The organism is Nostoc cf. commune SO-36 (assembly GCF_023734775.1).
GTDB classification, from domain to species: Bacteria; Cyanobacteriota; Cyanobacteriia; order Cyanobacteriales; family Nostocaceae; genus Nostoc; species Nostoc commune_A.
The window spans coordinates 139125-161478 of record NZ_AP025734.1 but is presented as its reverse complement, the minus strand read 5'-3'; the positions used below and the strand labels follow the sequence as shown (position 1 = coordinate 161478).

Sequence of the window (22354 nt, the reverse complement as noted above, 5' to 3'; positions counted from 1 at the left end):
CAATGGAGTAATCCTTTCCTTGAAACCATATTAGACAGTTAAAAAAGTATAGTTACCAAGCTGATGAGGTAAATGATGGGAGATATTCGAGTAGCAATTATTGAAGACCACAGCTTAACGCGGATTGGGATGCGTAGTTCTCTCAATGAGCAAGAAGGTATTCAAGTCGTGGGTGATGAAGCTACAGCGTCGGATGGGTTGAAACTGCTCCAAAGTACAAAACCAGACATAGCAATCATCGATATTGGCTTGCCGGATAGAGACGGGATATCTCTGGTGCAGCAGTTTCGGGAATCTTTAGTGTCAGAAACACCAGCACAGACAAAAATAATGATGCTCACTTCCTTTGCCAAAGAGCAGATGGTATTGGCAGCGTTTGCAGCTGGGGCAGACTCTTATTGTGTGAAGACAATTAAGTTTGAGTTGTTGCTGGAAGCGCTGCACATGACTCATGAAGGTCAGTCGTGGATTGACCCAGCGATCGCTCGTATTGTTCTTAAGCATACTCGTCAATCTCCGGCGGCTGTGGTAAAACCGAAACCGAATACTACTCAGACAGTGACGATCTCTGCAATTGACCCAGAGCAAGCAAGCATTCTGGAAGCAGATCCACTGACAAAGCGGGAACAGCAAGTCTTGGAGTTAATTGTCCAAGGCTATAGCAATAACGAGATTGCCCAGAAACTCTATCTCAGCCTGGGAAGTGTAAAAGTATATGTACGTGGGGTTTTGAACAAGCTTTGTGCAAGCGATCGCACCCAAGCAGCTGTATTAGCGTTGCGGGCTGGTTTGCTTAATTAAAGTCACTGTACAGCTGCTTCTGTACAGTACTTGGTTGTTAACTTGAGAGGGGAGCCATGTCTACGACGGGCTATTCGGTGTCGCACAGGAGTGACCCAGGAGAATCGCCTGCATAATACTGACTTGCGTTGTATACAGGGATTTTCCGCTACCACTCCCTAAGTCGAAATAAGTAGCAAATCGTCGTAGTTTCCCCGTCGTCAATTGCAATAAATAATCAAACGCCTCAGCAGCAACACGCTGGTTAATGCTCAAGGACTGGCTATTGAGCAAAGCCATTTGTTCACAGGACAAGTTGTTGTCTGCCAACTCTTCTGGTTGTGGAACCAGTAGGTCGGGTTGCTGTATGATTGGCGCAGGTAAGCGAAAGCAGCCCAAAGCCTCGAAATCATAGTCATTGGAGTTAGTAGACAGATGAGAACCTAATAGTACCTGACCACTACGCTTGGAGTTACCGCAATCCAAATGCCAAATGTGAGGGGCAGGGCGATCAGTATTGTGCTGAAGTACTTGGGCAATTGACTCTCTGGCTTTGGCATTATCTACGCAAGCAGTGACAACAATCAGGGTATTGTAACTGGGGACAATCCATTCGGGATGAAAAGGTTGAGCGATCGCTGTAACTTCCATCTTCCAAGCCAGGGAGTAGCGCAGCGCCAGAGTTTTGGCTTTGTTGAGTCCAATTTCTGCATCACAGAAGCACTGGCGGAAAACGTTAGCTGACTCAACGCGATCGGGATCAACAAAGTAAAGTTTCACCTGTTTACCTTGCTGAGAAAGAACTCTGCCTAACCGAATCAAAGAAGGAGCCAACCAAGAACCAGTACCACCGCACCCAACTAGCCACAGTTCTATCTTCGAGTAGTTGACAGTCACGACAGGAGAAGCATTTGCCAAATCAAGATTTAGCTCCATATTACGGTTGGTTAAATTTGATATAAGTATCGGTGAGGGGAAAGGCATTTGCCAAATTGAAATTCACCTCCATAGCTTTTCCATCACGTTAATAGGCAGTACATCGGTACTGTAAAATTTGCAGCCAGATGAAAGTGAGACATCAACCATAAAAAAGTCTGGGTCAATGTCAAACACTGCTCTAGCAGGTACATCCCAATAGTGGCAAAACAGTCCAACCCGGATTTTAATCTCTGGTTTGAGAGTATTAATTCTACCTAGTACTCCATAAATGCGAAAGCCAGATTCATCAGCATTATCAGTGGTAGAGAAAAAGGCAGGTAAGGAACTGTGGGAATGGATGTCTACAGCCGCTTTCTGGTGGGAAGAGTCACTGCCAGAATGAGTTGGCTGGCAGCTAGTTGGAGTTTGAATTTGCTCTGGGACTTGTAAATCCCAGCCTGCATCAGTACAGTGGAGGTGAAAGAGAATTTCATGAAATTGATTGCCAGCTTGATAACTCAACCGCCACATTTCCAGTAGCAGCGGTTTGGGAATTAAGGGAGTGACTTTGAGATAAGGTGTTAGGTGAGGTAGCCCTTTGATACTTTGGTAACACAAGCAAATAGGCATTAATACCTCTATGCCAGGACGAATGGCTCTAGCAAAGATACCATTTCCGGCATAAAGGTACTCTAGTCCACTGCTGGTGTGTGTTGGCAGAGATGAATCTGTGACAATTTTGTAACCAATAATGCCTTCAAGCAATGGGTTCATCAAGGATTTCCTGCACAAGCATAGCAACACTTTTTTGATTGCCGATAGGCACAAGGTCAGATACAGGATAGGTTGAACGTCTGCATCTTTTGTGCAGTTTTAGAAGTTGCTGACGAACATCGTTGCGGTATTTTTGTGACTTCCTTATTGTTAAATGGTTGGTGAAAATACTGGAAATAAACAAATTCCAAGCATGGTTAATTGATAGACCATTAGCAGCAGGTGGTTCGTTCACTCCCCAGCACACTTGTCCAGAACTATAGACATTCGGTAATGGCACATGAAAGGCTGGTGATTGAGGAGTAAATTCCTTGTCTTTAATTGCCCAAACCCAATATTTTAATCCCTTGCCCACAAACACCATTGCAGGTAGCGGAACAGTTAAAGAACCGAGTTCATCGCAGTTAATTGTATAATTGGCTGGTGGTATGAATTTTACCAAATATGTGTCTGTACTACCCGTACCCCAACGCACAATTCCCGGTTCCATCCAACCGGTATCAATGGGTTCATTGCTGAAGGCAGTTCTCAGGGCTGCGGGTGAGATACATTTGTAAATATGAGCTTCGGGAATTTCTTTGTCTCGGTGGTGAAATATATAAATACCATCCAGAAATAGCAATTCTGCTTGAATGACTGGAGATTTCCGGGGAGGGTCTGCCAAAATTGCTCGTAGAATCTCGCCGGATAGAATTGCTGTGGATGTAGTGTCGTTTAATGTGGTTTCGATGCTTGTTTCCATAGTTTTAGTATGATTTGAGCATGAGGTTTCAAGTCTGCTTCTAGCCAATCAATTAAATCGGTTGCACAGTTCAGCATTCGGCTGGCTTGCTGCCATTTTCTGGTCAGGAAGTTAATTGATGCTTTTGACCAAGGCAGAGATGTGCTGTCAGGTTGGTAGTAATAATCGTTTGCGTACTCGTCTAGCCAAACGTTTTTGGTTTCATGATCTAGGAGCCTTAAAGCTAGAGGCAGAAATTTTAAAGGGTTATGTGACTGATAGCACTGCCGTTTCAGTTGTTTTTGGTCAATTTCGTCTGGGTGGTCGATGTCACTGTATGTAATTCCGTAAATTGCAAATTCACTATCAAACCACTCACTGCCTTCTGGGTTAATGTCATCAAGCCAACGGCGGCCATCATTGCTAAAGGGTAAAAGTAGCTGCCAACCATCTTTGAGATGTTCAATTTCTCCATCCATTGTCCAGTCAATACCCATTGTGGTAATAGGAATGCTGTGCAATCTTTGTTCGTAGGCTGTTTCTATAGTCCAGTGGGATAACGGAAACAGATGAGTGTAAATCAGTACAATGAATTCTATTTCTCTAGGACTATGGCAATCTACATCTGTAGGTGGGTAAATAGTAGCTTGGCTGGCTGCCCATTCGGTGGGAAAGTAATGCTGATACAGTGCTAGTAAGGAGTAGATGTTGAGTTGGGTTTCCAGATAATCGAGTGATTCTGTGGCATCTAAGGTAAATTGGCACTGATAAAGACTGTAAATTGCCTCTGCCATGCTGATGGGTACGAGGTGAGACATACTTAGTGCAACTCGTTCTTATGGGGTTGGAATTAAAGAGGAGACGGAAGCAAAGTGTGGGGTATGCTGGGTGCGTAATCGTATTTCCTGGATTGTTGGAATTAAAGAGGAGACGGAAGCAAAGTGTGGGGTATACTTCAGTGGAAATGCAAACTGCTGTATGCTGTAATGTGGACAATAATTTATCTCTCAAGTCAATTTCCAAACCCTTTTGTAAGCACTCAAAAACCTTCAGGGATAACGCTAGATGTGAGAGTGCAGGCTCTTAGAGATTTTAGGGTTTGGTTGAGTTCTTTTGAAAATTCTGTCCCAGATGCGATCGCTTCTTCAATTTGAACTGATAGCTGTGCTGCATTTTGCCAGTCAATTCCAGTAATGATCTGACGTTGACGCATTTGGTAGCACATTTGGACTGCGGGGTTGATTTCTTCAGGGGCTACTATCAAGCAATCTAGAGAAGAAGTACCTTTTTTACCGGGTTTCTTGATGATGTGAATGGGTTCTCCTGGTTTCCGCTCAATGTCTGCGTTTGCCAGTTCAGCGCAAAGAGGAGTGAAGGCATCCCGTAGTAATTGGTCATTAATGGCGATCGCTTCTGGAATCCAGTGTTGTTGACCTTCGTAGATAACAAGTAATTTGTTGGTATTTGTAGTAGTCATGGCATTTAAAACAGTGAGATTTGCGTAGTATTACTTGCTGGTTTAGTAGTATCTGAGCTAGCAGCTTGAGTGCGAATTGGAGTCTGGGCAGTGGACGGTTTATTGGTTTTAACAGCTTGAGTCTGGGTTACATTCCGGCGAATTTGGCGATTAGGAAAATCAGCTTTCAGTTCGTCCAGTAGTTGAACAATTGCAGATGGTAAATCACCGAGTTCTTCTTGTTTGAGCATGGTAACTACAGGGAAATCACCGTGACTGCTGGCAGCAATCATTACAGGTCTATCTCCTGTTTGTTCTATAGGTAGTAAAGTGATGACAATTTGAACTTTGCATTGCTCGAAAATAAATGGTTCTAGTTGATTTATCTTGTTGGTAGCAGATGTTTCTATGTAATCGTCGTCTAACTGATGAGAGTCGATTTCATCTTCGGCGTAGTTATTTTCATCACTTACGGGTTCTAAAAATTGCAAAAAGTTAGGTTTACCTGCACGCAAGCGTTCCCTGTCAAATAGCAATCCTAAAGCTTGGAATTGTTCTTCAGCAGTGGTTTTTCCCTGTTGTTCTGAAATGTAAGATTTTAAAGTTTCAGATGTAACAGTGAGGTTGGCTTTGACAATGGCTTGTTCTGGTGTTAGCCATTTTGTGGTCATAGCTTTTTTGGCCTTGTTAACTGGTGTGCAAACATTTATGGCGGTAGCCAGAAGCAAAAACTGTTTTTGAGAGTAGGGTACTGCTAGACTAAAAACATATCCCGTTTGCTTTTCTCGACTGAGCCATGTCTACGGTAATTACCCAATCCCTGACCCTGGAGGAGTTTCTCAAGCTACCAGAAACAAAGCCTACAAGCATTTATATTAATGGTGAGATTATCACCAAGCCAAGGCCAAAAGGGAAGCATAGCCGATTACAGTTAAGGCTGTGCAACAGTATCAATGATGTTGCCGAAAGCCTTCATGTTGCTTAGGCCTTTCCAGAACTGCGCTGTAGTTTTGGTATCCGTTCTGTAGTACCTGATGTAGCGGTTTTCAACTGGTCGCGTATTTCCTTTGCTGCTGATGGGGAAGCACCCAACGATTTTCTGCTTTCTCCAGACTGGACAATTGAAATTCTTTCCCCAGAACAAAGTTCAAATCGAGTCACAGGCAATATTCTTTATTGCTTAGATCATGGTTGCCAATTAGGTTGGTTGATAGATCCAGAAGATCGTTCTATTTTGGTCTTTCGTCCAAATCAACAACCAGAACTTTTACAGGGTGATGAGCGTCTGCCAGTGTTAGCCGGGATAAACTTGGAGTTAACTGTTGCTCAGGTGTTTTGTTGGCTAAAAATGAGCAGTTAGAGAAACAGATGGAACACTATTTATTTTAGAAACTAAGCTTAATTCAGTTACGTTTCAACATATTTGACTTTCATAGTGCTAACCTACTTAAGTGTCAAAAAAGAGTTATAATCAGCAGCCAACAAAACAGTAAAATTCCTGCTGTTGGCTGATAAGTTAGTTAAAGCTATTGCTAAGTTAAAAGCGAGTCTTTGAAGTCGTGAATTGCTGTTGCTGTCAAAGCATAGAGAACTCGGCGCTTACGCTGGATGTGAGTGCCATCTACAGGAATACCTTTCTTCCAAGCAGCAATGATAGCTTTCTTGTCTGCTGAGTAAACAGTCTTTTCTCTGCGGTATTTTGGAGACAATTGTTCTGCATCTATCAGCACTTCACAACTTGGCGGATTTTCTTGAATTGTGATGCGAAGTGAATTACCAATCATTTGCTCAGGTAGAATTCCGGCAGCGGTTTGTTCTAAAATAGTTTCATCTAATTTTTGTCGCCAGCGTTCTAGTCTCAAGAGTGCTGATTGATGTACAGATTTTAGATGTTCTAGTCGTTGCTTAATAGCCGCTATTTCAGCATCCAGTTGTAATGCCAGTTCTGCTTGGATATCAACAACTTCTTCCTGAACTTTCTGAGTTTTCCAAATAGCGGTGATGATAGCAGCTTCCTCTTCAGGAGTCTGGCAATTGGTTAGCTGTTCCCAGAGATGAGCAGCAGTTTGGGAAAGTCCTGCTAAGGATTGTTGAGCGAGTGCTAAATTCATGACTACCACTCCTCACAAGTTTGGTAGTATTCATATTCAGCTTCAATCTGTTCTAAGATAGCTATAGTGCCTAAATCTAAATTAGTATTGAAAGATAAATTGGAAGTGACCTCTTGTGTAGGTTGAGGACTTGAAATGGGAGGAGCAACAAATTTATGTTTTAGTTTCATTAAAATTGCTGTTAATTGTCGCATTGTTCTAGTTGTGTAACGCCATCAATTTTGGCGCGATAGCGCATCTATCTGTGTTGGTATTATCCCAGAACTTTAGAAATTAATTGTATGCCATATAGTCGTTATTTTGTCAAGATTAATCGTCAAAACTGCAAATAAGTATGAAAATTATCAAAAAATCGGAAAAGCTACTCCAAGAAACAAAAATCACAGAGGAAACAAAAGAACCAAATTTTCAAATTGATACTATTAATATAAAAGAACCAATGGTTGAAGAAAAGCCAGAAAGAGGTGTAGCAAATAAGGAACTTAACTATATTCCAGCGCGTGATAATCCTGTAGTGCTTTCTGTTGGTAAAACTGGATGGCAAGTTTCTGATATTTGTAAGGATATTAGATTAGATAATTTCTAGTTATTGTCTTGATTTTGTTCTTTTTTATTGGTAAAAGTTTAATAAACGTGTGGTTATGTTTACTGGGTACTATCCAATTATTCTTTATCCACCACTAGTGAGACGTTTATACACTAAAGATTCTACAAGTCGGGAGCATCTGAAAGCTTCATTTCAAGGATGCGTTCAATTACCAAATGGAAATGGTACGGCCAAGCAAGGTGTCAGTGAAAAGCAATTTTTTCGCCATTTACTGTGTGCGTTTCTAGAGAATCTTATCTGTCAAGCGGTGGAATTTGAAATTCCTGGTTCGCCTCGACGTTACTCGGCTGATTTTATCCTTTATCATCGGTTTTCTGGGTTAGCTCTCGATATTGAGATTGATGAACCTTATGCTGGAGATACAGGTAAACCTCACCACTGCGTTGATGTTGATGACGATAAAATCCGTAACCGTTTTTTCTTAGAGCGCAATTGGGGTGTGGTGAGATTTGCAGAAGTTCAGGTAGTGCGTCATCCTTGGAGTTGTTGTAAGGCGATCGCTCAAATCATCGCTCGGTTGACTGGAGATGATAGTGTATTCATGTTATTGCAAAGATTAGCTGATGTTCCTTTGCAGAAACAGTGGACAAAGCGTGAGGCTAGGCTGATGGCTAAGAACAATTATCGTCAGTCTTATTTACCAAAAATGGGAAATTAGAACTAGAGATAGTACCTTTAATACTCATTTTTAATAGTCATATAGTCTCTCCAGAATGGAGCTACCGTGTACACACAAGTCTTTGAAACCGTTTTAATCTTGTACAGACATAGATGTACACGGTAGATTATAGGTAAAGGATTGGAAGGGTGTTACATCGATTTTGTCAATCTCGCATTAACTAATCTTTTTGGTTTTCTTACGCATTGCTTTTTTGATTTGCGGTGTGACTTCCACTCACGAATGCTCATGACAATTGAGCCAAAGTCCCGACTGGCAAAGGCTGTTGTTTTATTCGCACTGTGCCAAATTGTATCCGCCTCAGTTGGTTCAAGTGGAGGTATACAGCGATCGCAATATCGATCAAATAGTTGGCGTGGTTCGGGATGATAAGCGATTCGGTGTCTGGTAAGTAAATTAGATGTACCTAGTAGATTACGAGCTAATTTGTAGCCAGAATTGTTTCTGTTTCCCTCAGATTCGCCATAAGTTAGTAAAGTGCGATCGCTCTTCGTTAAACAGATAGATAAAGGAACAGACACTCCGCTAGCGCGTAGTTGTTTAAGAGATGAGCTATTATCTCTGGTTGTAGCCTGTGTTACTGTCCCTCGTCGGCAATGTAAGGTTGGGCGAGGTGCAGTAATAGAACGTTGCAGTAACGCTGTTTGTGGATCGATAACTTCTCCATTTTTCGCCTGATGGAGAAGCTGCACCCACTTGTGCCAACGTTGCTCAGAAAGTTCATAGGGAAATAAGGCTGTAGAATCAAATGCGATTTCTAGCTCTTCCAGGTTGTACTGACAGTTTGACCAATTTTCTAGGGTAATAGGGATAGTTGCACTCAATATTCCATCCACCACCCGTCTGCGAACCATACCCGGCAGTCTCATGGAACGAGCCAAATTACAAATGGCTGGATCTGCGTTTTGGATAATCGTCAGTTGGCGATTGAGGTACAGCCATTCAGCAGGATTCAAGGAATGGCTGCATTTAAAGTAAACGTGCAAGGATTTCCCACCTGTATAAACTACGGCGGCGGGTTCCAAGTTGATTTCGTCCTTTAGCCAATCTAGAGCTTGTCGCTGCTCACTCAATGCCAAATCATCAATTTCGTAGAATAAACATTGGCATTGACTGACGTGCTGATTACTGATTCCCTTGTCTGGTTGGTTGGGGTAAAAGCTAACTGTAGCACCAAGGGATGACATTTTAAATGCCAATGCCCAACCATCAGCATATCGTTTAGGTGTCAATCGCCAGCAAGTGTTGCCCTGTTTGTCTCGACCTCCATAAGTGCAACAGTAGAGTTGAAATCCTTGCTGGGTGATTTTACCACAGAGAATGTAGTGGGAGTAGACAAATTGACCATTGCGGCAGTAGTTATTCCAATTTTCGGGTATTAGGTCTGTAGGCAAGTCCCAAGAAATTCTGAGCCAAATTTTGGTTCCGGTGGTAAAGCCTATTTGTCTGAGAAATTTAATAGTTGTTTCTCTGGGATTGAAGGTCATGGCAGTTACGCCTAGAGAGTTTATCCCTCTCTAAGTGGCGTTAGCTGCGCTAGAACCAGCTTCTTCACATTTTACTTACATAAATTTTTGCCTGAAACCTTTAATTAGCTTGGCTCACTCAGGAAAAAATGATAACTGATATCAAAGTTCCCAATTTTGAAGCTCTGGTATTCGGCTTTGGTTGGGTTGCAAGTGATTGTTAGTTAACATCCCATTCCAGCCTGCTTCACCGGGAGAAACTTGTTTGGCTTGGGGTAGTTCAGCCAGTATCTCAGCTATCAAGTCCTCAATTTTCTCATTATCTTTAAAAGCGATGACTACTGTATCGATCGCTCGCAAAAATTCTAGAGGTAATTGCTCGCTATCGCCTACACTCCAATACAATGTAGGTTTGCGCTTTTCTTTGTCAACAGCTGATTCTAAGGCAATGACAGAGAGAACTTCAATCGGGTCACTTAGTAACACTGCTCTTTTTACTGTGGGATCTGTAGCAATCCAGAAGCTACCATTTTTCGCCGTCTCAGAGTTAAGGGGAATAGCGGTGAAGTTACCTGTTGGTTCTAGCTGCTTGGCAAGAGTTGGAAGATCATCGAGTGTGCGTTCTACAAATATTGCTTGACCTGCAAGACTTGCATAGAGCCAACCCTTTTCATACAGTTCTGTGAGCAGAGAATTAGGTAAATTATACTGCTGGCTTAAGTTTAGGCGTATTTGCTCCCAGTTTGTTGGTTCTGGTATAGACAAGGAGTTTGTCTGAAAAACAGAGGACACAGTATTTTCAACAGTTTGCTCTATCAGTTTCTTTGTGCGTTTGTCATCTTGTTTTGGGGGCACTGTTAGTGTGGGATTTTCAACAGCTTGCTCCATCAGTTTTTGGATGCGTTTGTCATCCCGCTTGGGACTGTAGTTTACACCTCGATGCTTTTGTAAACCGGGAAAGGTATATGCTTTACCGAGATGCGTACCACTAAAAGCCACACCATCAAGTTGGTAACTAATGCCTTTGACTTTGCCCATGCGAGTATAACCAACGCGGACATTAATACCTTGTTGTTGCGTTGGCGAAGCCGGCCGAAGGCATCGCTCTATTAACTCTGGCATAGTGGGATGGTCGTTTGTTGCTTGGTCGAGCGATCGCTGAAGTCTCACTCTAACGCTTTCCTCTCCAGTTCTGGCAATGTGCCTACGTTCGCCAGTAGTTGGACTGTGCTTATCTTTTTCCCAACTTGGTTGCACCGATTGCAAATTGTATTCCTGCTCCAACTTGCGAATTACCGCTTCACTTCTGCGATCGTCCCAGCTATCAGAAACTGTAGTGCCATCTAATTGAATGCGACTGGCAGCAATATGTATGTGTTCATGAGTACGGTCAGTATGCCGCACTACGACATATTGGTTCATATCAAAACCCATTGCTTGCAGATACTTTTGGGCGATTTCATCCCAAGTCTCATCATCTAAACTCTCTTTATGGGCCAAACTGAGAGAAGCATGATAAACAGCCCTGCTCACCTTCGGGTTTAATCTTCGAGATATACCAAATTCAGCTGCTAGTTCGCGTGGGTTTGTTCCTTCCATATTCCCACCGATTTGTCTTGCTCCATCTTTGCCAAAGAGGTAGTTTAGCAGTCCCCGAAAACTTTTACCTTTGATGTGCTTGCCAATCATGCTTCATCTTGTAAATCAGTAATTAAATCAATTTCAGCAATCTCTCGGCGAACCTGTTTCACCAAATCTCTTACCTGTGACAACAATGCTCTATCTACGACCACAGGTTCTCCCATGAGTACTGAAGTATTGATTGCTTTAGCTATTTGGTTGAGGTTGTTACCTATTTTCCCCAACTCCCAGTAAGTTTGGCCTGCTACTTTGGTGACACGCCTGGGTAATCTATTTTTCAGAGTCTTGGCACGAAACAACTCACTCATAGTGAGATTATTTTCATCTGCCATTAACTGTGCTTTCTCGTATTCTGCCAAAGTCAGTCTAATGTCTATCCTGTGTGAGCGTTTCTGTCGCATTATTGATGCATTAGTGATTAGCTATTTTAAGTTTGACGACAGCATTATCATTTGTCATTGACCAAGCGGTTACTTACGATTCTGGTTCAATAGCAAGATGCGACGCGAGATAATGGAATGTGATCGCGCAATTAAAAAGCTAATCCGCCCAAACCTTGCAGAAATTTTCCAAGCTAAACTCTTAAAGAGATTTTTCGTATCATCTTCCCCTCTGTCACGGTGGTTGACCTACTGAGGTAGGGGAACCGTGAAAGGAGGGCAAGTTTGTTGCCGCACCTGGGGGGTGCGTTTTTTCTCCCCAGAAAAAATGTCCGGACAGCAACATAGCTTGCTACTCACCAAAGGTTTTTTTGGGCTGCTCAAATTAAAAACATGAATGGCATTGAGTTGGCATTTAAGTGGCACTTAATTGGCATTTTTTGACCATTTTATTGTCAACAAATAAGCTTATTGATAATAAAAATATATACATACTGTATGCAGTGGCGTTGAATTGGCGCTTAATTGGGATTGAATTGGCACTCAAGTGACGCTTAAGTGGCGTTGAATTGGCATTTGAGTGGCGTATTTTTGAATCGAATTCAATAACATAAAAATGACCACTTGAGAAAATGCAGCAAAAAAATAACCAATGGGCTAATTTTTCGCCTTATAAAAATAGTCAGTGGGTAGATTGGCATGATTTATATTTGCACTTAACTTAAAGGAAAGCTTTTAGGTAAACCACAATCAATGTCAAACCTGATAGTCAGTTTTGACCCTGGTGCTTCCTTGACCAAGATTGTTTACGAACTAGCAACTGAAGGCAAACCATGTTTGATGACAATGGAACCAGAGATGCTGAAGTTGCCTCAAAGTTCGATTGACGCTTATATGTCAAGTCGCAAGGGTCTTGAATCTTCTAAACCAGCAGATGAAGCCTGGGTGTCAAATCCTGCGGATGGTGATACACAATGTACGGTAGTTGGATTCCTCGCACGGCAGTTTTCAGCATCTGCTAGACTCGATAAGCTCAAGTACGAAACCTCAATTCACAAAGCCTTGGCGGTTATTGGTGCGATCGCTCAACACAACAAATTGCCTAACAGGTTTTCACTATCACTGACCTCACTACTGCCTTATGGTGAATATCAAAATCGCCAAGCATTTGAGCAACAGTTGCAGTCTGCACTCAAGGATTTTAGGTTTCGGGGTCAAAGGTTACGGGTGAAACTGGAGCGATTCGAGTGCTTACCCGAAGGTGCGGGATTGGCAATGATTCGCCAACGCCAGAATGGTAAAGAATGGTTCAACGCCCAAACCATTGCAGTGCTAATGTTCGGGCATCGCAATACCAGCCTTCTATTATTTGAACGGGGCAAGATGACGGCGGGTTACACCAATGGCCTGGGCTTTCACCAAATGGTAAAGCGAGTAATTGAGCGCACATCTGGACAGGATGCTACTGCTTTGACCTCTGCCATCTATGCAGCCGGTTCAGATATCACACCTGACAACCAAGCAATTCGCACTCTGGTCAAAAGCAGAGAACCTAAAAATATTGATTATGAATTGCAGATGATTGTTAATGCCATTGCTACTGCTAAAGCTGAGTATTGGTCTAGGCTTTACGATTGGCTGGAATCAACTTTACCTGCCGTGAACGAGGTAATTCTGAGTGGTGGCGCAGCATTGTACTTAGAGCAAGAGTTGCAAGACTGCTTTCAAGAAATTTCAACTTATTGGGGTGCTGACTTACAGCAACAGGTACAAGAAGTATTCAAGGATAAAAGTAATGATTATTACCGCACTTTCCGAGAGCAGGAAGCTTTGTCGTTTAGGTTGATTGATGCGTTTGGTTTGTTTATGCGGTTTAGAGCGCAGATGGAAAAAGTAGCATGACCACAAATAAAAAACAACCCAAAAATAATGACAATAATAGACAGCCCAGTAGTAGTAATAGTTGCAGACTGTCTGAAGAAACTAATACTGACAAACAAAGACAATATAAAAATTTGACTTTTCGGCTTCGTGCTTACTCAAATACTGTTGATGGGAAGCTAATTACATATTTGCAAAAGGGGAATGGGGTCAGTACTAGCAAAGAGATGGTGTTACAGGCATTAAGAATGTGTTGGTTGCCTTTAGCATATCAAGCTCAAGCAAATGTCGATGTAGGAATTAGCGATCGAGAGATGCATCAAGTAGGGTTAATTTGTTGTCATGCCCTGGAGCAACATTTGGCTTACTTGCGAATGGCACTAAAATTACCACATAAATCAAGTGATGATTTGCCTGTACCTCTAAGCACTATGAGCAATCCTCAAATGCTTGCTACTATGTTCGGTCTAGACTTTGGTAATAGCAGTAGTATTGATGATGAAAATGATAGTAATGCTAGTACTAAAGGTAAGAGTAAAAGCAATGGCATTAGTCAGAATCACAACCAGCAAAAACACAAAGTAGATTCTGACTCCTTCATTCCTGGTGAGGGGTCTTTCTATGATGATACAGACAATATGTTTGAGGATATTTAAGTATTTATCAATGCACATTTAGTCAAATTGTCAAGGAGATTTAAAATGGCAGCAATTCACTTCGTTGATGGTGAAAAAGGTGGAGTTGGCAAGTCTTTATTTGCACGGGTTATGGTGCAATACTGCATTGACAATAAACTCTCTTATGAGTTGGTAGAAGCAGACCAAAGTAATCCAGACGTGGGAGCATTTTACCCAGACAATCATAAAATAGCAGTTTTTAGCGAATCAGAGCGTAAAGCTTATGATGCTGATGAAATTTTTAATTTAGCACTCACAACTTCTGTAATTGTCAATTTACCTGCTCAAGTATACCCAGCAGTAACTGATTGGATTGAACGTAATCAAATCCTAGAAATTACCGGGAAAAATAAGGTCAAAATATATAAGTGGTTTGTTTGTAGTGGTGGATATGACAGTGTTCAATTATTTATTCAATCTCTTGAACGCTTTGAAAACAAGATTAAGCATATCTTTGTACGCAATTGTGGTTTATGCGATGACTGGAAACACGTAGATGGACGTAAGGATTTACAGGATTTAATCAAAGCTTATAAAGTAGCTGTCATCAATTTTCCTAAGTTCAGCTATCGAGAGCGGGATATCCTTGATGCCAATCAGATAAATTTTTCTGCGGCTAGAGATTATGGAGAGTTAGGTGTATTGGGTAAGCAGCGATTACACAGTTTTCTGAAAAAAGCTTCTGAGGAAATTGATCAAGCTAAAATTTGGAACCTTCCGGCAGCTTCAATTACTTCTCCAACAGAAAAAGTTGATGATGCTAATGTCAACGGCAAAGTTGCTACCAAGAAGTAATCTAATTCAGGAGTGCTGTACATGGATAGCGGGGCGTTTAGCCCGTGCAATTAATTTTACTTTTTTACTCAACACTCGTTACTCAGCACTCAACACTGTTTCAGTGACATCTCCCACCATCAAATCAAATTACCAAATGAGCGTGGGGGACGAGGATGCGAATTAGCTAAAAGCAAATACAGATATGAGGAATTCTCACACTGAAGAACTCGATTTAGACGATGAGTTTTTGGATTCAGTAGCTGCTAGAGGCAAAGGACTGAGCCAAATTCCTTACCCAACTTTACTAGATTTAGCCATTCGAGGTAAAGATGATTCATTTAAAGCTAGGGTTTGGGAAATAGTAGTCCAAACCGGACTTGATCCTGATGACCCAGCATTTCTGATGATGATTGCTACCGGCAGGCTACAAGTCCTATTGGAAGACAATCCCAAAGAAATGGAAGCAATGTTTGACCTGTGGCAAACGCAGCTTTATGACCATCTCCAGACATATGAAAAGGCAGCAGTAAAAGGTCAGCAAAAAGCGATCGCTCAGGCTGTGACGGGATTAATTAGGCGTACTGAATTTGAGCGTGCTATTCATTCAGTTCCCTCTTTAATTGCTGCGGGAATACTGCTATTAATTGCAGCTGGAGTGGGTGGACTAGTAAGTGTAGGTGGAATGTCCTGGTATCAATCTAGTCATCTAGATCCTGCTGGGCCACGCCAACTCACACAAGCCCAAGCCAATGCTTTGGAATGGGCAACCAGTAATGAAGGTAAGTTTGCTCACAATCTAATGCAATGGAATCAAGATTTGCTCAGTCGTGACCAAAACGGTCAACTTTCTTGTGCTAAGGATGTCAAGCGTTTGGGAGTAACGCTGGAAATTGGAGCAAGTAGCAGAAAAGCCTCATCCGGGTTCTGCACGTTATGGACATCACCTACCAATCAGCGCCAGTTTGTATCTAAACCGCGTCAACCTTGAAAACCGTAGTTTTTGGAATTAAGGTAAAGCTCAGAATTCAAGCCACGACAGAATAATACACTCTCCTTAAAAACTCCAGGTTTCAAAATGGACGGGGTTTAAGTTAAAAAATTAGTTGTCAATTTCTCAATCGTAGAAAAGGATTCAGCAGATGTTTAACCACAAAGTTAACTGGCTTTGGCTGCTGGTAATAGGAGGTATAGTTACAGCTTGTACCCCTACTACTGTAAATGTCAGTGGCAAGGATGAGAGGAATACGACTCAAGCACAAGCTCAAACTGTGCCTGATTATCCGCCGATGTATGATGTGGATCTTAAAGTTTGTGGCAACATCATTGCCCCTCTCAAGAATGGAAAACGTTGTGTAAATCAACAATTGCGTTTGTGGGGGCCAGTAGGAGAGGTGAAATTAGTTCCTGCTGGTATTTCTCTGCCATCAGTTTCTAGCGTAGAGCATAAATTAGCGATCGCCTCAAAAGGCTGTTATCCTGTTTATTCCCAACCTGACCAGCAGCAGTTTTATTGGGCTAATTCCATTATTCAGGTCAACAGGGGAGGAACTGCACCAACAGTTGAGGTCAAACCAACTCAACTTTCAAACCAGCAGATTTATGAGTTAATGACTAGTAAATTTTCCAGTCGGACAATTACAACATTTGGTGGGGTGGGGTGCGAACCTGCATCTTCGGTAAAATAAAGCTTTTACGGTTGAGGGTGGGTGGGCAAAAAAGTTACCCCACATTTTAGTGGGGCTGCTGTGAGAGCCAGCAGGTAATTATGAAGCTTCAGCCCATCTAGCTGTACGTTGTTGTTTATGAGCTTTGCGCCGCTCCCGTACTGCATCCAAGTCTTTCAGTCCATACAGACTTTTGGCGTATGCTAATAGTTCATTGATCGGAGTTTCGCTATAGTCCTGGCGAAAGTGAATGTTATGTTCATTCCAATCAAACTCTTGCTGATTGAAACGTGCTTGAGCAGCGAGTTCTCGTCCACTTTCTTCCCGCAAAACTTCCAGTACCATTAATCGCACTTTATCCTGATATCCTATTACTTGATCCAAAGCTTTTGTTTGTTGCTGATTACGAGTCATTTGATTATCCTTTGATTAACGAATTATTACATCTCACCTAGACAGCATCGACAGATGCCTTCTGAATTAAAGTTCACTTTTGAATTTCTTGAATTCAACAGCAATCGCTGCCTTCAATTCTGTTTTTTGGATGCGGTGGGCGGTAATTACAATGCCCCGAATTAGATAATTCAGGGCATTGTAATTAATCGTCAATTTCTATATCTTCGTCATCTTCATCTTGCTCAAAATCGTCATTTATCGAGTCATCAGAGTTACTACTCAAACTATTGAGTCCGTCCATGCGTTTAGACCGAGCAGCTTTATGAGAAGCACGTCTATCTCGAATTTCATCAAGATTATTCAAGCCGTAAAGTTTGCGGGCATAATTCACCAGTTCTTTTAATGGTGTATTTACATAGTCCTTACGGAACTGGGAATTGTGTTTGTCCCAATCAAACTCTTGCCCGTTAAATCTGGCTGCTGCTGCTAATTCTCTTCCTGATTCTTCCCGCAATACTTCAATTACCATCAGGTGTACTTTTTCCTGATAAGTCATTACTCGTTCTAAAGCAGGAATATGCCTTTCAATTTTACGTGATGCTTTAGCAGTTTTGCGGACGTTAGCGTTAACCATGAGAATTACTCCTTGATATTTAGTATTTTTCTCATAGAAACAGCATCGAAAGATGCAATTCACTCCAGTTTCAATTCTTTATTCGGCAAAAAAAACAACCATGTATTGTTTGAGGCAATACATGGTTATTTTGGGTTATTATTCTGTCAATTACTGAGAAGAAGTCAGAATTATTTACTCGTCTTCATCTTCTTCATCTAATTCGTCATCTTCATCTAAATCTTCGTCGAGTTCGTCTTCGATATCCTCCTCATCTTCATCCAGGTCTTCGTCTAGTTCGTCATCTAAATCGTCAAGTTCTTCCTCTTCTTGTTCTTGGAAAGAATTACGACGTTCCAGAGATGCCCGGTTGAATTCAACTAAATCTGCTATTGCTTGCTCTGGGTCAGTGCTGATAGTGTCATACAGCATACCCATGAAAATTGCCACTACTTCTGGTGCATATTTGAGTGCATCTGGTTGTCCAAACAATTTAGTAAATAATTTGGTGTTCCATTTCTGCCAATCAAACTTTTTGTTACCACCTTTCTTTTTGACTTGGGCTGCAATGTCAAGTCCGAGTTTTTCACGCGCTGCATGACCGATTTTTGTGGAAACACGGGAATCGCGTAGTTGTAATTTAACGCCGTATTCCTTGAAGATTAGGTTCCGCAATTCCTTTAACAATGTAAATGCCTCTTCTTGTGGTGAAGCATTTGCTACCTTTGATTTAGTTGTAGCGGATGTGCCATTAGTTTTGGTAGATGTTTTAGCATTAGCTCCATTGCGATTGTTGTTATTGGTTCTAGCTTTAGCGATAGCCATTTTACAGCTTCCTTTAATGAAGTGAATTTTTCACCTCCTTGCCGCAATCGCGGCTTTCACATCCATTCCCCTCCAATTTCAAACCTATTTTTTTAGATGAACCGGAATTTTGGCGGAGTAGTTTCTGAAATTAACGCTGTGCTGGAAGCGATCGCTCTTTTTCACACAAGAAATATAGCCAACCCGTTAGTAATAATTATCCGTGTGGCTAAAGCATCAGTAATAAATTTGCTCTACAAGGAGAAAGTAAGTTGTTGAAGTCAGATTTATGAAGTTGACAGACTGGCCTACTCTAGCTAACCAAAATACTCCAATTGTGGCTATGGAGTATCATACGCCTGACAGAATGCAGATATTACAGCAGTTTTACCATTGGGGTGAAGAACGTTCTTTGTCAGTCTTTGTCTGGAATCCTGGTTACTGTAGACTACAGCAATTAATTCACCATCAAGGTCAGTACATCTTACAGTCAACTGACAGGGGTAAAGACGGGGACATTATTCAGTATCTTCTGGAGGAATATCAGCCAGGCATTTATTTACTGGAGGGAGTGCTAAATGAGCGTGATGGGAGCAAAATAAGTCAAAAATGTAGCTATCAATTACTCAATGCCTGTCATCAAGCTCTCTGGAGTCAGCAACATCATTACTGGGTGTTATTGGAAACTTACGTTCAACTACCTCTAGAATTACAGCATTTTATTCCTGTACTGTCAAATCTACTTCCAGACCAACAGCAGGTGCAGATGGTTGTGGAGCAGTTTTGTGATGCCTGGGTTGGACGTAGCCATCATCGCCTTCAGCAGTTTGCGGAGTGCGATCGCCGCGCTGTAACCGATCGCAATTCTTGGTTAAAGACAACAGAAAAAACATCAGCACTGCAATTGCTCTTCCGTGCCTGTCAGGGTTTACCTATAGGCGAGATAAATATGCTACTACAGCAATGTCTGGGTTTTGCAGAACAGATTGAGGGAATCGCGCAATTAGTTCTAGAGCATAAAGTTAGCAAACTGCGGGGACGGGGTTTAGAGTACATTGCCCAACCGGATGTACCTTCAGCCGGGGGATTAGATTTGCTAGAGAAAAGGTTGGAAACTATTACCTGTCTACTTCAACCTAAAGCACAGCAATATGGATTGAAGTTTCCCACTGGGATGCTCTTATGGGGGCCACCGGGTACGGGTAAAAGTCTCTCTGCCAAGTTAGCAGCTAAGAAAATGGGATTACCATTGTTAGCAGCTAATTGGGGTGTACTACTGGGTGATTCTCATCCCGACAGAGCATTAAAGGAGTTTATTGCTTTGGTGACTTCCCTTGCTCCCTGTGTACTTTATTGGGATGACTTTGATAAAGGCTTTGCAGGCTGGGACTCCAATGCAGATGGAGGTGTGGCACGGCGGCTATCTGCTGCTTTACTAACTTGGATGCAAGAGCATCAAGAGCCAGTTTATACTATTGCTACTGTCAACCGCTTAGAAATGCTACCTGCGGAATTAGTGCGTCGTTTTGATGATATCTTTTTTGTGGACTTACCCCATGAAGGGGCAAGATATGAAGTTTTCAATCTACATCTAGCCAAGTATTTTCCAGCTTTTCGAGACAATAACTCACCTTGGAGTGATGACCAATGGCGTAGGTTGTTGGCTGAATATCGTATTTGCAGCCCAGCAGAAATTGGTAATGCAGTCCGCCGTTGTGCTGAGTCGGCTTTTTATCAAGGTAGACCAGAGCAAATTGAGTTTGAGGATTTGCTGAAACAGCGACAAGAATTTACACCAGCTATGGAGCGAGAGTCAGAACAGATACAGGCAATTCGCAATCAGGCTATTTATGCTAAACCTGTGGCTAGTCTGGATGTTTCTCGATTTGCTTATCAGCACCGGGAGTTATTTGGTTGATAAATTTGGCGACAAAAAAATGGGGGAGAAGCTCGTCCACCACAGATAAATTAGGAGACTTATCGAGTAGCCAAAAAGCCTAGCTCAGTTAGCCAAATGTAATTTTTGAAATTCAGCTTGTGTCGTATTTCAAAATACAACATTTATTAAAATTTTCAAACTTATGTTTGTCGGATTTTAAAATCCGACAAACAATTGATATACTGCGACTAAGTTTGAGTAATTTTTATGAAACAAATAGTTCTCGCGCTCCTGGCTAATGCTGGTGGAGTAGGTAAGTCTACCATTAGCACACATATTGCCTATGAAGTAAGTAAGCGGGGTTATACAGTAGCTATGTTAGATTTAGACCCCCAACGTTCATTGGATGTGTTTTGTGGTTTGTCACCAGCCGAAGCAAATTTAACTACAGTAGAGTTACTTTCTAAGGATTTTAAAGGTGATTGGTCATTAGTACCAGTTTGGGATTCCAAAGTTGAGGTGTGTCAAGGACATCCCTTGTTGGCTGAAATAGCTAATGAATTGGTTATCAGAAAACGTGGAGAATACAGTCTAGCGGACAAACTAAATAAATATTCATTACCTCATAACTTAATTATCTTGGACTGTCCTGCAACTTTGGGTATGCTAAACGTCAATGCTTTAGCTGCTGCTACTCATGTTTTAGTTCCAGTACAGTTAGAGATGAAAGCTATTTCTGGTTCGGCAGAGTTAGTTGAATGGTGCATTTCCACAAGTGACGAGTTACAACTTGAACCACGTCCACCAATTTTAGGGTTTGTTCCCAGTATGTATAACGGAGTAGTAGCTATGCACAGGCAATACCTGGCACAGTTACCTGCAATTGCTGAGAGATTAGGTATAAAGTTGTATCCAAAAATTCGCAGTTCTAACGAATTTAAAAATGCTAGTGCCTATGGATTACCATTGCACAAGTATCGTCCCAAGCATCCTGCTTGCAAAGATTTCAAGTTAATTGTTGATGATATAATTGCATTAATTAAGGAAAAATAATGGCAAAAGGATTACCACAAATCGGCGATAAATTTAAAGGGGCAGTACAGAAAACTGATCAAGAACAAAGAATTACGGATTTACAAGCTGAAGTAGAAAGGTTACGTGCTTTACAATCACCAGAATTAGAGACAGAAATCGCCAAATTGCGCGAACAATTGCAAACGCAAACAGGTGAGATTGCCATTGATACAGGTCTAATTGACCCTAACCCTAACCAGCCAAGACAAACAATTACACAAGAGTCTATTCAGGCAAAAGCGAGATTACTAAAAAAACATGGGCAGATTACACCAGTTATTTTAGTTCCTCAAGATAACGGTCGTTATATGCTCTTGGACGGACAGTTACGTTGGTCTGGAGCAAAGCTATTAGGATGGGAGACTATTCGAGCATTAATCGTACCTCAGCCACAGGATTTAGATCAATCTTCGTTATTGACTTTTTTAGGTTTTGAAGATTTAAATCCACTGGATAAGGCAGAAGCAATATTTAAAGAGATCACCAAATCCACTAGTTTAGAAATTGATGAGGTTGCTACAACTCTTGGTGCTGTACTTAAGCGGCTTGAACGTAATAATCAAGTCAAGGAATTAACAAAATTATTAATTGCTAGTAGTGAGAAGCAACAACAAGGTTTAGAAGTACTGGGTATTATTAACGAGGAGCAAGCTTTATTTTTAGTGTTCTTAGAATTTGGGTTGAATCCTGCTTCTGTTAAGTCCAATCTTTTACCAATGTTATCTTTGCCAGAAGATTTAAAAAAAGCAATTCGTCATCAAGAACTGAAAGGCGCTCACGCATTGGCATTAGTAACATTGTCATCAAAAATATTGAAAGTTTCCGAACAAGAGGCAGCTATAGAACGAATAAAAGCAACAGAACAGGTATTAAATGAAAGTTTAACTGTACCTGAGACACGCGATTTAATTAAGGGTATTAAAACTAAGTATTTAACATCAGAACAATCAGAATCGAAAGAAGTAAAAGTAATTATTCAAAAATCAGTAGTGGATTATCTGAGATAACTTTAGCTAATGCTAGTCGTGAACAACTTCAATCTTTACAAGAAATCTT

General features: G+C 41.5%; 26 protein-coding genes and 1 pseudogene. 13 read left to right on the top strand and 14 right to left on the bottom strand.

Annotated elements, in window-relative coordinates; all coding sequences use genetic code 11:
- Positions 1–75: 75 nt before the first annotated feature.
- Entirely contained in the window at positions 76–801 is a 726-nt protein-coding gene (locus ANSO36C_RS32860; protein WP_251960944.1) for a response regulator, read from the top strand.
- 60 nt (positions 802–861) lie between these two features.
- Here ANSO36C_RS32860 and ANSO36C_RS32855 read toward each other — a convergent pair whose 3' ends face one another.
- The 6 genes from ANSO36C_RS32855 to ANSO36C_RS32830 all read right to left on the bottom strand — a co-directional run bounded on the left by ANSO36C_RS32855 (position 862) and on the right by ANSO36C_RS32830 (position 5320).
- Positions 862–1764, bottom strand: coding sequence for a ThiF family adenylyltransferase (locus tag ANSO36C_RS32855; protein ID WP_251960801.1), 903 nt, complete (start codon positions 1762–1764; stop codon positions 862–864).
- A gap of 15 nt (positions 1765–1779) precedes the next feature.
- Positions 1780–2472, bottom strand: coding sequence for a hypothetical protein (locus ANSO36C_RS32850; RefSeq protein WP_251960800.1), 693 nt, complete (start codon positions 2470–2472; stop codon positions 1780–1782).
- Entirely contained in the window at positions 2456–3214 is a 759-nt protein-coding gene (locus tag ANSO36C_RS32845; protein WP_251960799.1) for a prokaryotic E2 ligase family D protein, read from the bottom strand. Before ANSO36C_RS32845 ends, ANSO36C_RS32850 begins: the two co-directional genes overlap by 17 nt.
- Positions 3187–4011 carry a hypothetical protein gene (locus ANSO36C_RS32840; protein ID WP_251960798.1) on the bottom strand — a complete coding sequence of 275 codons (825 nt, stop codon included), beginning with the start codon at positions 4009–4011 and terminating at the stop codon, positions 3187–3189. The genes ANSO36C_RS32845 and ANSO36C_RS32840 overlap by 28 nt, the downstream gene beginning before the upstream one ends.
- A 221-nt stretch (positions 4012–4232) precedes the next feature.
- Positions 4233–4670, bottom strand: a complete 438-nt coding sequence (locus ANSO36C_RS32835; RefSeq protein WP_251960797.1) for a hypothetical protein — start codon at positions 4668–4670, stop codon at positions 4233–4235.
- Between the two features lie 5 nt (positions 4671–4675).
- Positions 4676–5320 carry a hypothetical protein gene (locus tag ANSO36C_RS32830; RefSeq protein WP_251960796.1) on the bottom strand — a complete coding sequence of 215 codons (645 nt, stop codon included), beginning with the start codon at positions 5318–5320 and terminating at the stop codon, positions 4676–4678.
- Positions 5321–5445: 125 nt separating this feature from the next.
- On the opposite strand from ANSO36C_RS32830, the pseudogene ANSO36C_RS32825 reads away from it, so the two are divergent.
- Positions 5446–6009: pseudogene (locus ANSO36C_RS32825) on the top strand (Uma2 family endonuclease).
- A 172-nt stretch (positions 6010–6181) separates the two neighbouring features.
- Here the strand turns inward: ANSO36C_RS32825 and ANSO36C_RS32820 are convergent.
- Together ANSO36C_RS32820 and ANSO36C_RS32815 are read right to left on the bottom strand one after the other, a co-directional pair.
- Positions 6182–6760, bottom strand: a complete 579-nt coding sequence (locus tag ANSO36C_RS32820) for a siphovirus Gp157 family protein (RefSeq protein WP_251960795.1) — start codon at positions 6758–6760, stop codon at positions 6182–6184.
- A gap of 2 nt (positions 6761–6762) precedes the next feature.
- Positions 6763–6930, bottom strand: a complete 168-nt coding sequence (locus ANSO36C_RS32815) for a hypothetical protein (RefSeq protein ID WP_251960794.1) — start codon at positions 6928–6930, stop codon at positions 6763–6765.
- 164 nt (positions 6931–7094) lie between these two features.
- Here ANSO36C_RS32815 and ANSO36C_RS32810 point away from each other — a divergent pair, with 164 nt between their 5' ends.
- Together ANSO36C_RS32810 and ANSO36C_RS32805 are read left to right on the top strand one after the other, a co-directional pair.
- Entirely contained in the window at positions 7095–7346 is a 252-nt protein-coding gene (locus ANSO36C_RS32810; RefSeq protein ID WP_251960793.1) for a hypothetical protein, read from the top strand.
- Positions 7347–7401: 55 nt separating this feature from the next.
- Complete coding sequence (locus tag ANSO36C_RS32805; RefSeq protein ID WP_251960792.1) at positions 7402–8025, top strand: hypothetical protein; 624 nt, start codon at positions 7402–7404, stop codon at positions 8023–8025.
- A 152-nt stretch (positions 8026–8177) separates the two neighbouring features.
- Here ANSO36C_RS32805 and ANSO36C_RS32800 read toward each other — a convergent pair whose 3' ends face one another.
- The 3 genes from ANSO36C_RS32800 to ANSO36C_RS32790 all read right to left on the bottom strand — a co-directional run bounded on the left by ANSO36C_RS32800 (position 8178) and on the right by ANSO36C_RS32790 (position 11554).
- Complete coding sequence (locus ANSO36C_RS32800) at positions 8178–9533, bottom strand: hypothetical protein (RefSeq protein ID WP_251960791.1); 1356 nt, start codon at positions 9531–9533, stop codon at positions 8178–8180.
- A gap of 141 nt (positions 9534–9674) precedes the next feature.
- The gene (locus ANSO36C_RS32795) at positions 9675–11201 is read right to left on the bottom strand and encodes a relaxase/mobilization nuclease domain-containing protein (RefSeq protein ID WP_251960790.1); all 1527 of its coding nucleotides are present in this window, start codon (positions 11199–11201) and stop codon (positions 9675–9677) included.
- Positions 11198–11554 carry a plasmid mobilization protein gene (locus tag ANSO36C_RS32790; RefSeq protein WP_251960789.1) on the bottom strand — a complete coding sequence of 119 codons (357 nt, stop codon included), beginning with the start codon at positions 11552–11554 and terminating at the stop codon, positions 11198–11200. The genes ANSO36C_RS32795 and ANSO36C_RS32790 overlap by 4 nt, the downstream gene beginning before the upstream one ends.
- Positions 11555–12286: 732 nt before the next feature.
- Between ANSO36C_RS32790 and ANSO36C_RS32785 the strand changes: the two genes are divergently transcribed.
- The 5 genes from ANSO36C_RS32785 to ANSO36C_RS32765 all read left to right on the top strand — a co-directional run bounded on the left by ANSO36C_RS32785 (position 12287) and on the right by ANSO36C_RS32765 (position 16553).
- Positions 12287–13435, top strand: a complete 1149-nt coding sequence (locus ANSO36C_RS32785; RefSeq protein WP_251960788.1) for a ParM/StbA family protein — start codon at positions 12287–12289, stop codon at positions 13433–13435.
- Positions 13432–14070 (top strand): hypothetical protein, encoded by a 639-nt coding sequence (locus ANSO36C_RS32780; RefSeq protein ID WP_251960787.1) that lies wholly within the window; start codon positions 13432–13434, stop codon positions 14068–14070. The genes ANSO36C_RS32785 and ANSO36C_RS32780 overlap by 4 nt, the downstream gene beginning before the upstream one ends.
- A 45-nt stretch (positions 14071–14115) precedes the next feature.
- Entirely contained in the window at positions 14116–14886 is a 771-nt protein-coding gene (locus ANSO36C_RS32775; RefSeq protein ID WP_251960786.1) for a mobilization protein, read from the top strand.
- Between the two features lie 184 nt (positions 14887–15070).
- Positions 15071–15856: a DUF2207 domain-containing protein gene (locus ANSO36C_RS32770; RefSeq protein ID WP_251960785.1), complete on the top strand. Its 786-nt coding sequence runs from the start codon at positions 15071–15073 to the stop codon at positions 15854–15856.
- Between the two features lie 151 nt (positions 15857–16007).
- Positions 16008–16553 (top strand): hypothetical protein, encoded by a 546-nt coding sequence (locus ANSO36C_RS32765; protein WP_251960784.1) that lies wholly within the window; start codon positions 16008–16010, stop codon positions 16551–16553.
- Positions 16554–16631: 78 nt separating this feature from the next.
- Here the strand turns inward: ANSO36C_RS32765 and ANSO36C_RS32760 are convergent, their stop codons facing one another.
- From ANSO36C_RS32760 to ANSO36C_RS32750, 3 genes are all read right to left on the bottom strand, one after another.
- On the bottom strand, positions 16632–16946 hold the full coding sequence (locus ANSO36C_RS32760) for a hypothetical protein (protein WP_251960783.1): 315 nt from the start codon (positions 16944–16946) through the stop codon (positions 16632–16634).
- A gap of 184 nt (positions 16947–17130) precedes the next feature.
- A complete protein-coding gene (locus ANSO36C_RS32755; protein ID WP_251960782.1) occupies positions 17131–17562 on the bottom strand; it encodes a hypothetical protein in 432 nt (143 codons plus the stop codon).
- 174 nt (positions 17563–17736) lie between these two features.
- Positions 17737–18366, bottom strand: coding sequence for a primosomal protein (locus ANSO36C_RS32750; protein ID WP_251960781.1), 630 nt, complete (start codon positions 18364–18366; stop codon positions 17737–17739).
- 96 nt (positions 18367–18462) lie between these two features.
- On the opposite strand from ANSO36C_RS32750, the gene ANSO36C_RS32745 reads away from it, so the two are divergent.
- The 4 genes from ANSO36C_RS32745 to ANSO36C_RS32730 all read left to right on the top strand — a co-directional run bounded on the left by ANSO36C_RS32745 (position 18463) and on the right by ANSO36C_RS32730 (position 22305).
- Positions 18463–18624, top strand: coding sequence for a hypothetical protein (locus ANSO36C_RS32745; RefSeq protein ID WP_251960780.1), 162 nt, complete (start codon positions 18463–18465; stop codon positions 18622–18624).
- A gap of 10 nt (positions 18625–18634) precedes the next feature.
- Entirely contained in the window at positions 18635–20263 is a 1629-nt protein-coding gene (locus ANSO36C_RS32740) for an ATP-binding protein (RefSeq protein ID WP_251960779.1), read from the top strand.
- A 228-nt stretch (positions 20264–20491) separates the two neighbouring features.
- Positions 20492–21277, top strand: coding sequence for a ParA family protein (locus ANSO36C_RS32735; RefSeq protein WP_251960778.1), 786 nt, complete (start codon positions 20492–20494; stop codon positions 21275–21277).
- Positions 21277–22305: a ParB/RepB/Spo0J family partition protein gene (locus ANSO36C_RS32730; RefSeq protein ID WP_323374639.1), complete on the top strand. Its 1029-nt coding sequence runs from the start codon at positions 21277–21279 to the stop codon at positions 22303–22305. Before ANSO36C_RS32735 ends, ANSO36C_RS32730 begins: the two co-directional genes overlap by 1 nt.
- Positions 22306–22354: the final 49 nt, after the last annotated feature.